Source organism: Mycoplana rhizolycopersici, assembly GCF_013378445.1.
Taxonomy (GTDB): domain Bacteria; phylum Pseudomonadota; class Alphaproteobacteria; order Rhizobiales; family Rhizobiaceae; genus Mycoplana; species Mycoplana rhizolycopersici.
Map to the genome: position 1 here is coordinate 111,779 of NZ_JABXYK010000002.1, position 12,599 is coordinate 124,377.

Genomic DNA, 12,599 nt, shown 5'->3' on the forward strand with positions numbered 1-12,599 from the left:
GCGGTTCCCGTCAGTGCTTCGTCCATTGCGGCGTGGTGGTGTCGGCGATCAGCTGCTCGTCGGAGCTTTCTCCCTGCAGTGCTGCCGCAGACGCTTCCGCGCCGAGTGGCTGAACCGGCATCGCCTGGTAGTCGGTCTTCGCCACCATGCCGCTTGCCTCGTCGCGACGGGCGATACGCCAGGCGGCGTAGCCGCCGTAGATGGCGAAGTAGAGCGTGAAGACGGCAAACAGCGCCGTCGGCCCGAAACGCTCCATCACCGGACCGGCCACCAGCGGGCCGGAGATCGTGCCCATGCCGTAAACGATCATCATGCCCGAGGACACTTCTACATATTCGTCCGGCTGGGCGAGGTCGTTCGCATGGGCGACGTTGAGCGCATAGATCGGAAACAGCACGCTGCCGACGAGCGCCGCAACGAAATAGAGCAGCGTCGGCGAGCCGCCCTGAACGGCGATCATGGCGAGGCTGGCGGCCACGCCGACGAGGCCGCAGGCGACCATCACGAGGCGCCGGTCCATGCGGTCCGAGGCGCGACCGATCGGGATCTGGGCGAGCGTGCTGCCGACGAGAAGGGCGGCGAGCAGGGTGGCCCCCTGCGCTGTCGAAAGCCCGATCCGCTGAGTAAAGACGCCGCCGAGGTTCAGCCATGCACCCGACAGCGCCCCGGCCAGAAAGGCGCCGACGACGGCAACCGGCGAGCGGCGGTAAAGCTTGAGCACGTTGAAGCGCGCCTGCGTTGGCGGTGCGGGCAGCGGCGAGGAGGTCAGCGCGGTCGGCAGCAGCGACACCGAGAAGATGATGGCACAGAGAATGAACAGCGACGTGTTCGTCGGATCTCCAAGCGGCACCAGGTACTGGCCGGCCACGCTGCCGACCATCGTGATCATGACGTAGAGGGAAAACACGCTGGCGCGGTTCTCGTTCGTGACCCGCTCGTTCAGCCAGCTCTCGATGATCAGGTAGCTGCCGGCGATGGCAAAGCCCGATATCGTCCTGAAGACGATCCAGGCGCGCCAGTCGACCATGAGCGAGCAGAGCAGGATGGCAATGGAGAGCAGCGTGATCAGCGCCACGAAGACGCGCACATGCCCGACGGCGAGAATGAATTTCGGCGTGACGATGCACGAGGAGGTAAAGCCCAGCGTATAGCCGGTCGCGATCCAGGTGATCGTCTGCGTCGACCAGCCTTCTGCAACGGCCCGCACGGGAACGACGTAACTCTGCAGGCCGAATGCCACCATCATCAGCAGCGTCGATATCAGCAGGCTCAGGAACGGAACGAGGCTCGCGAGCATCGGGAAATCCGGAAAGAAGAAATGCGCCATTTTCCGTGGTAGCGCGGACACGAGGAGTGTGCCTCTAAAGAACTCCTCGTGCGCTGTCCAGCGCGACAGCCGCTGGCGCAAAGAACCGCAGCGGCACGGGCCTTGACGCCGCGAGCCTGCAGCGGCTTGCAGCGGTCGTAGGAAGGCCTTCCGCCCGTTCAGCTCGGCATGAAGGCCTTCAACTGATCCTGGCGGTGGGTGGCGTTGCGCGGGAGCGTCGCAAGCACGTTGTACTCGCGTGCGGCGTTGATCGCGGCGCGGATGTCGTGCAGGTCGGCAATCAGCTTGTGTATGCGTGCCATTGTCTTCTCCTGGAGCCTCTCTCCAAAACACGTGAACGGCATTCGGGCGAAGGCAAAACGGCAAAAGGAGCGCTGAGGGCGCTCCTTCGCTTCTTCCGTGGGGCTTCTTCCGTGAATGTGAATGCGCGGGCAGGAGCCAGTTCATGCGCCCGGCATGCAACGTTTCGCATGCCGGAGCGGGCGGTCAACGCTGTACGAATTCGGCGTAGATATTGGCCGGGCGGTTGATGCGAGCGTAGCCAGCGGCTGTCATCTGCTCGTTGGCCGGGGCGCGCGTGCCGCCGAAACCACTAGCCCGACGGAAGCCGGCGTAGCGCAGCGTCTCGAAGCCGGAATGGATGGGGCGAAGGCGGGCGGTCATGATCTCGTTCCTTAATCTGTCCTCCCGCTTGCTAATATTGCAACGCAGCATTTGATTTGCAATGCGACATTACGCCCGCCTGATATGCGTATTTCACATGGCTTCGGTAATATTTTGTTCATAATAGCGGCAGGTTGCATCCAGGTCTCCGGCCGGCGACGTGTGCTGCGGCGATTAAAACTTTGAAATATAAGGGTTTAACCCTTCGCCGTCGCCGCGCCGCTTTCGGTGATCCGGGCGCGAAACACGAGCAAATCCTGCCAGGCAAGGCGCTTGCTGACCGGCGCTGCGGCGAGATCCTGGGGATGAAGTGTTGCAAATGCCGGTATTGTCCGGCCTGCGATGTCGATTTCCCGCCATTCCCCGCGCAGTTGGTGGATCGTCTGGCTGCCCCCGAAGAAGAATCGCGCGGCGAAATTTCCGAGCAGCAGCAGGTGACTCGGCTCCGCCAGTGCGATCTGCCTCTCGATGAAGGGGCGGCAGATGTCGCTTTCCGCGCCCGATGGCACCCGGTTTCCCGGCGGACGCCAGGGGATGACGTTCGAAAGCAGGACCTCGGCGCGGCTAAGCCCGATGCCGGTCAGCATCCGATCCAGCATCGCGCCCTGCCGTCCGGAGAAGGGGAGGCCTTCACGGTCGTCGTCGGCATTCGGCATGGGGCCGATCACCATCACGGAAGGGCTCGCATTGCCTTCGGCAAAGACCAGGCCACGCGCACTGTTCTTCAGGTTGCAGCCGCCGAAGCCTTCCATGGCCGTTCGCAACTCCGCAAGCGTGCGCGCGCTCGACGCCACGAAGGTGGCATCGGCAACGGCCTGCCCGTCCGGAATGGCGACGGAAGGTGCGGGGGCCGCCTCGCGCTGCGGCGCGCGCGTCGTCGTGCGCGCGGGTGCGCTGCCGGTTCGTGCCTGCGTGTCTTCGGCCTGCCTCGGCGAAGAGGCGCTTGCCGCCCCCTGGCGTGCCGCATGCGCGGCCCGCATCGCCTCAAACTCGGCAAACCTGTCCACCGGCTGTTCTTCCAGCAGCCATTCGACGCCGGCATCGGCGTGGAACGCGAGCAGGGCGGCCAGTTCGGCGGCGTCGAGGTCGGAAGCGGAGATCATGACGCTAGCCATACAGGAACCCTTGCATGGGCGGCAAGGGTGCGGCACCTGCGTGCCGCGAATCCCCGCGTCAAAGCTTTTGCCGTCAGACGGAGCGCGCAGCGCCGCCGTCGCAGCGGATGATGCTGCCGGTCACGTAGCTGGCCGGCTGGCTGCACAGGAAAGCGGCGGTGGCGGCGAATTCCTCGACCGTGCCGTAGCGTCCGGCGGGAATGGCCGCCTCGGATGCAGCCGCGATCTCTTCCAGCGTCCGCCCGCTTCGCTGCGCTGCGGCTGCATCCAGGCTTTTCAGCCGGTCCGTCAAAATGCTGCCCGGAAGCAAGAGGTTGGCGGTTATGCCCTGAGCCGCGACCTCGTTTGCCAGCGTCTTCGACCAGCCGGCAAGCGCCGGCCGCAGCGTGTTCGACAGCGCCAGCCCGGGGATCGGTTCGATGACGCCGGAAGACGCGACAGTCAATATCCGCCCCCAGCCCTGGCTCTTCATCTGCGGAAGCAGCCGGTTGGTCAAGGTGATCAGCCGCAGCACCATCGCGTTGAAGTAGGTTTGAAGCGTCTCCGGCGTCATGTCCTCGGTCGAACCCGGCGTCGGGCCGCCGGAATTGTTCACCAGGATGTCGATCCCGCCCAGCTTCTCGGCAACGCCCGCCACCAGCTTCTCGACCACGTCTGGCTCGAACAGGTCCGCGGTGACGAAATCGGCCCGTCCCAAACCTTCCGCGTTGATTGCGGCGCAGTTTGCCGAAAGCTCTTCGGCATTGCGGCCGCAGAGCAAAACGTCGGCGCCCTCCCGGGCAAGTGCGACGGCAATGGCGCGGCCGAGGCCGCGCGACGAGGCCAGCACCAGCGCTTTCTTCTTCGAAATCCCGAGGTCCATGAAATTCTCCCTGTGATCGCTCCCTGTGATCGCTCGGCCGGCAAACTAGTCGAGAATGGCGTCGGCGCAAACGGCTGGAATCGAGCCGCCGCTCAGAGCGTCTTGGCGGACCAGTCGGCGATGTCGTCGCGCGCGCCGATCAAAGCCAGCCCGTGCGCAATGGACAGAAGCTCGCCGCCGCTTTCGATCCGGTCGCGGTCGAAACGCTGCTCGAACAGGCGGCGCACCGCCGGCACAAACGATGTTCCGCCCGTCAAAAACACCTTGTCGATATCGCCGGGCGCCGTACCCGTCTGCGTCAGCACGTCGTCCAGCGCCTCCTCGATCCGCTCGAGTTCCGGTGCGATCCAGCCTTCGAAGTCGCTGCGCTTGACGACGCGCCGTGCTTTGTCGCCAAGCGGCGGAAAGGCGAATTCGGTCTCCTCGGCGCTCGATAGCCGCATCTTCGTTGCCGAGACGGCCTGGTACAGCGGGTAGCCTTCGTCCATCTCGATGAGGTCGACGAAGGCCTCCAGCTTCTCCGGCTCGAGGCTGGAGCGCACGAGCTTCTTCAATTCCGTAAAATCGCGCAGCGTCTTGAAGATCGAGAGCTGGTTCCAGCGGCCGAAATTCGCATAGTAGCTGGTCGGCACTTCGAGAAGCTTGTCGAAGCTCTTGAACATCGTGCCTTTGCCGATGGCAGGCGAAACGATGTTGTCGATGATGCGGAAGTCGAAATTGTCGCCCGCAACGCCGACGCCGGAGTGGCCGAGCGGCGTCGCCGTCAGACGGCCGGCATGGCTCTCGAAGCGAATCAGCGAGTAGTCCGTCGTGCCGCCGCCGAAATCGCTGACGAGGACGGTGGCGTCCCGGTCGAGGTTGCGCGCGAAATAGAACGCGGCGGCAACAGGTTCGTAGACGTGATGGACTTCGGGGAAGCCGAAGCGGGCGAGGGCTGCGTTGTAGCGATCGGTCGCAAGCCGTTCGTCCGGATTGCTGCCGGCGAACCGGACCGGCCGCCCGACGACGACGCGTCCCGCGCCGCCTTCGAATTCCGCTCCCGCATAGTCCCGCAGGCGCGACAGAAATGCGTGCATCAGGTCATCGAACTCGTAGCGCTTGGCAAAGACCAGTGTTCCCTGGAACAGCGGCGAGGCGGCAAACGTTTTGATCGACTGGAGGAAACGGCATTCGCCGGGGTTGTCGATGAACTGGGCGATCGCGGCCGGCCCGGCTTCGCTGGAAAGGCCGTGCATGCCCTTCTTCATGAAGGAAAGCGCGGTCCGGAGCGTGTCGGTCTCGCCCACCGGCGTCTGCATGAGCACGGACTGCGTCGTTGTGCCGCAGGTGGTGGCGAGCACGGAATTCGTGGTGCCGAAATCGAGGCCGTAGGCGATCGTCATGACGGGTCCGGTGTGGTGAATGGCGGGAAGGGCGCGCGTCCTCCCACGTTCGTCGGGCAAATGCAAGGCGGATTGCCAGACCGGCGTGCTTTCGCATCCGCCAATCGTGCCCGTCGGGGCGACTTGTCCCGGTCAAGGACGCCATTTCGGCCCCGCGCATGACCTCATGCGTAAATGCGGTCATTCTCTGTCGCGCCTTGGCTCGACAGACGCTTGTACATTTGTCATGAGGACTCCAAAACGAATTAGTCGTCAAAGGGGACGGCAGCGGAGGCTAGAAGATATGAGCGAGGCGATGGACCTTCCCGAACGCGAGAGCATGGAATTCGACGTGGTGATCGTCGGCGCGGGTCCTGCCGGTCTTGCCGCAGCGATCCGGCTGAAGCAGGTCGATCCGGATCTTTCGGTTGTCGTGCTGGAGAAGGGCTCCGAGGTCGGCGCGCACATCCTGTCGGGCGCCGTCGTCGATCCGATCGGCATCGACCGGCTGCTGCCGGACTGGCGCGACGATCCCGACCATCCCTTCAAGACCGAGGTGACGGACGACCATTTCCTGCTGCTGGGCCCGGCCGGTTCCATTCGCCTGCCGAACTTCGCCATGCCGCCTTTGATGAACAACCACGGCAACTACATCGTCTCGCTCGGCAATGTCTGTCGCTGGCTTGCGACCAAGGCGGAGGAACTCGGGGTTGAGATCTATCCGGGCTTTGCCGCGACCGAGGTGCTCTATAACGACGAGGGTGCCGTCATCGGGGTTGCCACCGGCGACATGGGCATCGGCCGCGACGGCGAGCCGGGGCCGAACTATACCCGCGGCATGGCGCTGCTCGGCAAGTACACGCTGATCGGCGAGGGCGTGCGCGGCTCGCTCGCCAAGCAACTGATCTCGAAGTTCAAGCTGGATGAAGGCCGCGAGCCGCAGAAATTCGGCATCGGCCTGAAGGAACTCTGGGAAGTCCGCCCGGAAAACCACAAGCCCGGCCTGGTGCAGCATTCCTTCGGCTGGCCGCTCGGCATGAAGACCGGCGGCGGTTCGTTCCTCTATCACCTGGAAGACAATCTCGTCGCCGTCGGCTTCGTCGTGCACCTCAACTACATGAACCCCTGGCTCTACCCGTTCGAGGAGTTCCAGCGGTTCAAGACGCACCCGGCCATTCGTGGCACTTTCGAGGGCGGCAAGCGCCTCTCCTATGGTGCCCGCGCCATCACCGAGGGCGGCTACCAGTCGGTGCCGAAGCTGTCGTTCCCCGGCGGCGCGCTGATCGGCTGCTCGGCCGGCTTCGTCAACGTGCCGCGCATCAAGGGCAGCCACAATGCGGTGCTGTCGGGCATCCTTGCCGCCGAAAAGCTCGCCGACGCGCTTGCCGCCGGCCGTGCCCATGACGAGCCTGTCGAGATCGAGCGCGGCTGGCGCGACAGCGCCATCGGCCAGGACCTGAAGAAGGTGCGCAACGTCAAGCCGCTGTGGTCGAAGTTCGGGACCGCCATCGGCGTGGCGCTCGGCGGCCTTGACATGTGGACGAACACGCTGCTCGGCTTCTCCTTCTTCGGTACGCTGAAGCACGGCAAGACCGACGCCGCCTCGCTGGAGCCGGCCGAAAAGCACAACAAGATCGACTATCCCAAGCCCGACGGCGTACTCACATTCGACCGTCTCTCCTCGGTGTTCCTGTCGAACACCAACCACGAGGAAGACCAGCCGATCCACCTGCAGGTGAAAAACCCGGAACTGCAGAAGACCTCGGAACTCGACGTCTACGCCGGACCCTCCACCCGCTACTGTCCCGCCGGCGTCTACGAATGGGTGCAGAAGGACGGCAAGGACGTGTTCGTCGTCAACGCCCAGAACTGCGTCCACTGCAAGACCTGCGACATCAAGGACCCCAACCAGAACATTAACTGGGTGCCCCCGCAAGGCGGCGAAGGGCCGGTCTATCCGAACATGTAGCGAGCGGAGAGGGAGGGCCGGGCGGCGTCCGCCTAGGAAAGCAGGGGGACGGACCGACTTGACCGAGCGTCATCATACGTACTGTTGTTCGCGTGAAACGCTGGCGGCGAATTGGTCGTATGGTCGCGTCGGCACGCTCGGCACTGATGCCGGGCGCAAACCCACATCCAAACCGCCGAGCTTGTCGGCCGGCGGGTTCGGTAAGCCTGCAAGGAAAGCCTCACCCCCGCTGGCAAAGCCCTGCCTTGCGCTGACGCGTTTGTGACCAACTTCCACTATGCGTCTTTATCAATTCATTAACCATAATCTCAATAAACCTTGGTCATCATATTGACTCACCAAGGACACATTTATGTCGATTTCCCGTCGAGGTCTGCTTTTGGGCATGTCGGCCCTGCTGGCCGGCTGCGCCACCAATGCTCCCAATCATGTCGCCAATTACGCGGCCGTGCCGGACGAGAAATTCCCGCTCAAGGCCATGCCGCTGGACAAGATCAAGCCGGAACTGCGCCGCCAGGAAGTCGCCTATGAGGGGCCGCACAAGTCCGGCACGATCGTCGTCGATTCGCCTGCGCGCCGGCTCTACTACGTGATGGATGAGGGCAGGGCGATGCGCTACGGCGTCGGCGTCGGCCGCGAGGGGCTGGCGTTTGCCGGCAGCGCCTATGTCGGTCGCAAGGCCGAGTGGCCGCGCTGGACGCCGACGGAGAACATGATGCGTCGCGAGGAGCGCTACCGCAAGCTCGCCGGCGGCATGGAGGGCGGGCCGTGGAATCCGCTCGGTGCCCGCGCCATGTATCTCTACCGCGGCGGCAACGACACCCACTTCCGCATCCACGGCACCAACCAGCCGGAATCGATCGGCCTTGCCATGTCGAGCGGCTGCGTGCGCATGCTCAATCACGACGTCATTGACCTTTACGAGCGCGTCAAGGTCGGCGACAAGGTCGTCGTCATCCAGGCCTGAGCCCGCCTTCCGGGGCAAAAAAGCCAAATTCTATCATTTGATTAGCCACCCTGCGCGCATAGCGTGGGGTGGTTGCGCGATACAGCCATCGCGCTCGCGACGAATTGCACGCGATGGCGCAACGTGACCAGTGTCGGGCGCATATTGAGCGACATTAAGCTCTACTCCTGCAAAACTCCCTAGGGCGGAAATCATATGCCCGCGAGGTTTTTCGCGGCCTGCTCTCCGCTGATCGAATCGCGATGCCGGTTGCGGCGGTGCAGTCGGACATTGGGGCGTTATCACCGCCGGGATAACAGAGGGAACCGACAATGAAGAAACTGCTTGCATCCACGTGTCTCGCCTTCGGCCTGTTCGGCCTGGCGAGTGCGGCATCCGCCGAATGCGGCGACGTCACGATCGCCAGCATGAACTGGCAGAGCGCCGAAGTTCTGGCGAGCCTCGACAAGATCATTCTCGGCGAAGGCTACGGCTGCAATGCCGAGATCATCGTTGGCGACACCGTTCCCACCATCACCTCCATGATCGAAAAGGGGCAGCCGGACCTCGCGCCCGAGGGCTGGGTCGACCTTCTGCCGGACGTCGTCAACCGCGGCATCGAGGAAGGCAAGCTTGTCGGCGCCGCCGTGGCGCTGTCGGACGGTGCCGTGCAGGGCTGGTGGATCCCGAAGTACCTCGCCGACGCCAACCCCGAGATCAAGACGATCGATGACGTCCTCAAGCACAAGGAACTGTTCCCCGATCCGGAGGACAGCTCCAAAGGTGCCGTCCACAACGGCCCGCAGGGTTGGGGCGGCACCGTCGTCACCGCGCAACTCTTCAAGGCCTATGGCGGCGAGGCTGCCGGCTTCAGCCTGATCGACACCGGCTCGGCCGCGGGCCTCGACGGCTCGATCGCCAAGGCCTACGAGCGCAAGGAAGGCTGGGTCGGCTACTACTGGGCCCCGACCGCGCTGCTCGGCAAGTACGAGATGGTGAAGCTCGAGCATGGCGTTCCGGTCGACATGGCCGAATGGAAGCGCTGCAACACCGTCGCCGACTGCTCTGACCCGAAGAAGAACGACTGGCCGAAGGACAAGGTGCAGACGCTGGTGACGAAGAGCTTTGCCGACCGTGCCGGCGAGGACGTCATGGGGTATCTCAACAAGCGCGCCTGGACCAACGACACCGTCAACAAGCTGATGGCCTGGATGACGGACAACCAGGCGAGCGGCGAGGATGGCGCCAAGCACTTCCTTCAGGAAAACGAAGCTCTGTGGACCCCCTGGGTTTCCCCGGAGGCCGCCGAAAAGATCAAGGCCTCGCTTTGATCCTCCGCGCTTGAACCTTGCGGCGCACCTCTTGCGGGTGCGCCGTTTGCCGGTTTTCCGGCGGTTGCCGGCGGGACGGCCGGCATCGAAAATACAAGAAAGGGGATCGGCATGGAATGGCTCACGAAATTTCCGCATATGAACGACAACTCGCTGCGCGATCTGAAAAAGGCGATCGATGAAGGTTTTCGCGCCTTTACCCGCGCCTATGGCGATGCGATCGAGAGCTTCTTCGAGCCATTGCAGTTCTTCCTGATCCAGTCCGAACGACTGTTGACGCGCACGCCCTGGCCGATCGTCATTCTCGCGATCGCCCTGATCGCCTGGTTCGCCAGCCGTAACTGGAAGATCGTTGCCGGCTGCATCGGCACGCTTCTCGTCATCGGTTATTTCGACATGTGGGACGATACGATGAAGACGATCTCGATGATCTTCGTCTGCACCGTCCTGTCGATCGCGATCGGCATTCCGATCGGCATCGCCATGTCGCGCTCCGACCGGCTGCAGAACCTCATCAATCCGATCCTCGACGTGATGCAGACGATGCCGAGCTTCGTCTATCTGATCCCCGTCGTCATGCTGCTCGGCATCGGCAAGGTGCCGGGCCTGATCGCCGTGGTGATCTACGCCATCCCGCCGATGATCCGCCTCACCAATCTCGGCATCCGCCTCGTCGACAAGGACGTGTTGGAGGCGGCCGACGCCTTCGGCTCCTCGAGCTGGCAGAAATTGAAGAACGTGCAGATGCCCTTGGCGCTGCCGACCATCATGGCCGGTATCAACCAGACGATCATGATGGCGCTTGCCATGGTGGTCATCGCCTCGATGATCGGCGTGCAGGGCCTCGGCCAGCCGGTGCTGAAGGCGATCTCCAACCAGTACTTCACGCTGGGCATGTTCAACGGGCTTGCCATCGTCGGCATCGCCATCATCTTCGACCGCGTCAGCCAGGCCTACGGCAAGCGCCTGCAGCGCCATCGCGAGATCGTGCACGGCTGATCGCCGAGCCCGGCGACGACAGGATGAGCCCCGACACCGAGTGTCGGGGCTTTTCACGTCGAATTTGGCAGTCTCAGATCCGCTTCGATGGCAGCCCTCCGGCAAACGACACGCCGATGCCGGAGGTGAGGGAAGCGAGGACGCCGCCCCGGAGAGTGGGGGGCAGGGCGGCGTCCCGTCGCCGCTACGCCGCAGCGGCAACCGGTTCCGGATGGGAGGATTTCCACGCCACGACCATCAGGGCGCCGATGACGGTGACGTGTTCGGCGACGAAGTAGAATTCCAGCGTCCTGAACGGCTCTTCCATGGTCCAGAAGGCGTGGGCGATCGGAATGGTCAGGGCGGTGAAGACCGCCAGCATGCCGGCGCCGAGCCAGGTCAGGCGGTTGGCGATGATGAAGGCGGAGCCGAACAGCTGCGTCAGCGCCACGGCCGCATTGAAGAAGGGGGCGGGTTCGAGCCCGAAATGGGCCATCTCGGCAACGCCGGCGTCGAAGTTGATGAGCTTGGCAAGGCCGCTCATCCAGAACATCGATGTCAGCACCGTGCGTGCGACATAGCCGAACCAGGTGGATCCGGTAAGCGAATCGATGAAGCGAGGCATTTCAGTCTCCGATTGACATGTTGACGTCCCGGGCCCGCCGGGCGGACCGGTGCCGACCTGCCCGATCCTCTGGATCGTCGCGGCGGGTCGCTGGAGACATGTCTAGCAGAGCGGAAAATTGCGGGTGTCACTTCGGTAACACCCGTCAGAGGCAGGCGCCGGGCGGTTACTCGGCGGGGCAGACGGCAAGCGATCCGACCTGCCGGTCGCGCCGGTCGAGGGCGACCGAAATCGAAAAGACCGCAAAGCCGCATACGGCCATGATCGCGCCGACATAGCCCATCGAGGCATAGCCGTAGCCATGGCTGATGGAGAGGCCGCCGAGCAGGGCGCCCAGCGCGTTGGCAACGTTGAAGGCCGAGTGGTTGAGGGCGGCGGCAAGCGTCTGCGCGTTGCCGGCCACATCCATCAGCCGCGTCTGCAGGGCAGGGCCGACGACGAAGCTGCAGCCGATCAGGAAGCAGCAGAGAAACAGCATCGCCGGAATATGCGCGGTCAGCGACAGTGTCACGAGCACGAGGAAGTAGACCAGGAGCGACCATCCGATCGTGCGCATCAGCGACAGGTCGGCAAGTTTCGCACCGAAGATGTTGCCGACGATCATGCCCGAGCCGAAGACGGCCATGACAAGCGGCACCATGGCCAGGTCAAGACCGGCGACCTCGGTGACGATCGGCGAAATATAGGTGAAGACGGCAAACATGCCGCAGAAGCCGGTCGCGGCGATCCCGAGCGTCAGCCAGACCTGCTTGCGCTTGAAGGCTTCGAGTTCGGTAAAGGCGTTGATCCCGACCGGCGCCTCGTCGCGCGGCAGGAACACGGCAATCAGCAAAACGGTCAGCGCGCCGGTGACGCCGACGGCGGCGAACATATACTGCCAGTCGAGGATCTGGCCGAAGAAGGCGGCAAGCGGCGTGCCGATGAGCGTTGCAAGCGTGAGGCCCAGCATCACCTTGCCGACGGCCTGGGTGCGCTTGTTGACCGGCACCATGGAGGCGGCGACGAGGGCTGCGACCCCGAAATAGGCGCCATGCGGCAGCCCCGTCAAAAACCGCATCAGGATGAAGCTCTCGAAGGTCGGCGCCAGCGCGCTGGCGATGTTGCCGATCGCAAACACGCCCATGAAGGCAAGCAGCAGGTCGCGGCGGCGGAAACGCGCACCCATCACGGCAAGGACCGGGGCGCCGACCACGACGCCGAACGCATAGGCGCTGATGACGTAGCCTGCCTGCGCGTTGGTCACGTCGAAGGTTCCGGCCACGTCGGGCAACAGGCCCATGATGGCGAATTCGCCCGTGCCGATGCCGAAGCTGCCGACGGCGAGCGCGAAAATGATGAGGGAAATGGTAAGGGCCGAAACGGGTTGCTGTGCGGAGGCGGGGAGGGTGTCGGCCGTTATGTGCGATTGTGCCACGTGAATTA

12 protein-coding genes are annotated in these 12,599 nt (G+C 63.8%); 4 read left to right on the top strand and 8 right to left on the bottom strand.

Features of this window, described 5'->3' with window-relative positions; genetic code table 11:
• Nucleotides 1-10: 10 nt before the first annotated feature.
• From HV823_RS03025 to HV823_RS03050, 6 genes are all read right to left on the bottom strand, one after another.
• Nucleotides 11-1,297, bottom strand: a complete 1,287-nt coding sequence (locus HV823_RS03025; RefSeq protein ID WP_176948272.1) for an MFS transporter — start codon at nt 1,295-1,297, stop codon at nt 11-13.
• A 188-nt stretch (nt 1,298-1,485) separates the two neighbouring features.
• Entirely contained in the window at nt 1,486-1,629 is a 144-nt protein-coding gene (locus tag HV823_RS03030; protein ID WP_176948273.1) for a hypothetical protein, read from the bottom strand.
• A 184-nt stretch (nt 1,630-1,813) separates the two neighbouring features.
• Nucleotides 1,814-1,990 carry a hypothetical protein gene (locus HV823_RS03035; RefSeq protein WP_176948274.1) on the bottom strand — a complete coding sequence of 59 codons (177 nt, stop codon included), beginning with the start codon at nt 1,988-1,990 and terminating at the stop codon, nt 1,814-1,816.
• Nucleotides 1,991-2,187: 197 nt separating this feature from the next.
• Entirely contained in the window at nt 2,188-3,093 is a 906-nt protein-coding gene (locus tag HV823_RS03040) for a uracil-DNA glycosylase (RefSeq protein ID WP_176948666.1), read from the bottom strand.
• A gap of 85 nt (nt 3,094-3,178) precedes the next feature.
• Nucleotides 3,179-3,967 (bottom strand): SDR family oxidoreductase, encoded by a 789-nt coding sequence (locus HV823_RS03045; protein WP_176948275.1) that lies wholly within the window; start codon nt 3,965-3,967, stop codon nt 3,179-3,181.
• 92 nt (nt 3,968-4,059) lie between these two features.
• Nucleotides 4,060-5,349, bottom strand: a complete 1,290-nt coding sequence (locus HV823_RS03050) for an Hsp70 family protein (protein WP_176948276.1) — start codon at nt 5,347-5,349, stop codon at nt 4,060-4,062.
• Between the two features lie 283 nt (nt 5,350-5,632).
• Here HV823_RS03050 and HV823_RS03055 point away from each other — a divergent pair, with 283 nt between their 5' ends.
• The 4 genes from HV823_RS03055 to HV823_RS03070 all read left to right on the top strand — a co-directional run bounded on the left by HV823_RS03055 (nt 5,633) and on the right by HV823_RS03070 (nt 10,573).
• Complete coding sequence (locus HV823_RS03055; protein WP_176948277.1) at nt 5,633-7,297, top strand: electron transfer flavoprotein-ubiquinone oxidoreductase; 1,665 nt, start codon at nt 5,633-5,635, stop codon at nt 7,295-7,297.
• A gap of 352 nt (nt 7,298-7,649) precedes the next feature.
• Nucleotides 7,650-8,264: a L,D-transpeptidase gene (locus HV823_RS03060; RefSeq protein WP_176948278.1), complete on the top strand. Its 615-nt coding sequence runs from the start codon at nt 7,650-7,652 to the stop codon at nt 8,262-8,264.
• 311 nt (nt 8,265-8,575) lie between these two features.
• Nucleotides 8,576-9,574 carry an ABC transporter substrate-binding protein gene (locus tag HV823_RS03065; RefSeq protein ID WP_176948279.1) on the top strand — a complete coding sequence of 333 codons (999 nt, stop codon included), beginning with the start codon at nt 8,576-8,578 and terminating at the stop codon, nt 9,572-9,574.
• A 111-nt stretch (nt 9,575-9,685) separates the two neighbouring features.
• A complete protein-coding gene (locus HV823_RS03070) occupies nt 9,686-10,573 on the top strand; it encodes an ABC transporter permease (protein ID WP_176948280.1) in 888 nt (295 codons plus the stop codon).
• Nucleotides 10,574-10,757: 184 nt separating this feature from the next.
• Here HV823_RS03070 and HV823_RS03075 read toward each other — a convergent pair whose 3' ends face one another.
• Entirely contained in the window at nt 10,758-11,177 is a 420-nt protein-coding gene (locus HV823_RS03075; protein WP_176948281.1) for a DoxX family protein, read from the bottom strand.
• 166 nt (nt 11,178-11,343) lie between these two features.
• Nucleotides 11,344-12,591, bottom strand: a complete 1,248-nt coding sequence (locus tag HV823_RS03080) for an MFS transporter (protein ID WP_343051724.1) — start codon at nt 12,589-12,591, stop codon at nt 11,344-11,346.
• Nucleotides 12,592-12,599: the final 8 nt, after the last annotated feature.

Coding starts and splice junctions, on each gene's coding strand:
- HV823_RS03025 (WP_176948272.1), bottom strand. CDS start 1,297: ATGCTCGCGAGCCTCGTTCCGTTCCTGAGCCTGCTGATATCGACGCTG.
- HV823_RS03030 (WP_176948273.1), bottom strand. CDS start 1,629: ATGGCACGCATACACAAGCTGATTGCCGACCTGCACGACATCCGCGCC.
- HV823_RS03035 (WP_176948274.1), bottom strand. CDS start 1,990: ATGACCGCCCGCCTTCGCCCCATCCATTCCGGCTTCGAGACGCTGCGC.
- HV823_RS03040 (WP_176948666.1), bottom strand. CDS start 3,093: ATGATCTCCGCTTCCGACCTCGACGCCGCCGAACTGGCCGCCCTGCTC.
- HV823_RS03045 (WP_176948275.1), bottom strand. CDS start 3,967: ATGGACCTCGGGATTTCGAAGAAGAAAGCGCTGGTGCTGGCCTCGTCG.
- HV823_RS03050 (WP_176948276.1), bottom strand. CDS start 5,349: ATGACGATCGCCTACGGCCTCGATTTCGGCACCACGAATTCCGTGCTC.
- HV823_RS03055 (WP_176948277.1), top strand. CDS start 5,633: ATGAGCGAGGCGATGGACCTTCCCGAACGCGAGAGCATGGAATTCGAC.
- HV823_RS03060 (WP_176948278.1), top strand. CDS start 7,650: ATGTCGATTTCCCGTCGAGGTCTGCTTTTGGGCATGTCGGCCCTGCTG.
- HV823_RS03065 (WP_176948279.1), top strand. CDS start 8,576: ATGAAGAAACTGCTTGCATCCACGTGTCTCGCCTTCGGCCTGTTCGGC.
- HV823_RS03070 (WP_176948280.1), top strand. CDS start 9,686: ATGGAATGGCTCACGAAATTTCCGCATATGAACGACAACTCGCTGCGC.
- HV823_RS03075 (WP_176948281.1), bottom strand. CDS start 11,177: ATGCCTCGCTTCATCGATTCGCTTACCGGATCCACCTGGTTCGGCTAT.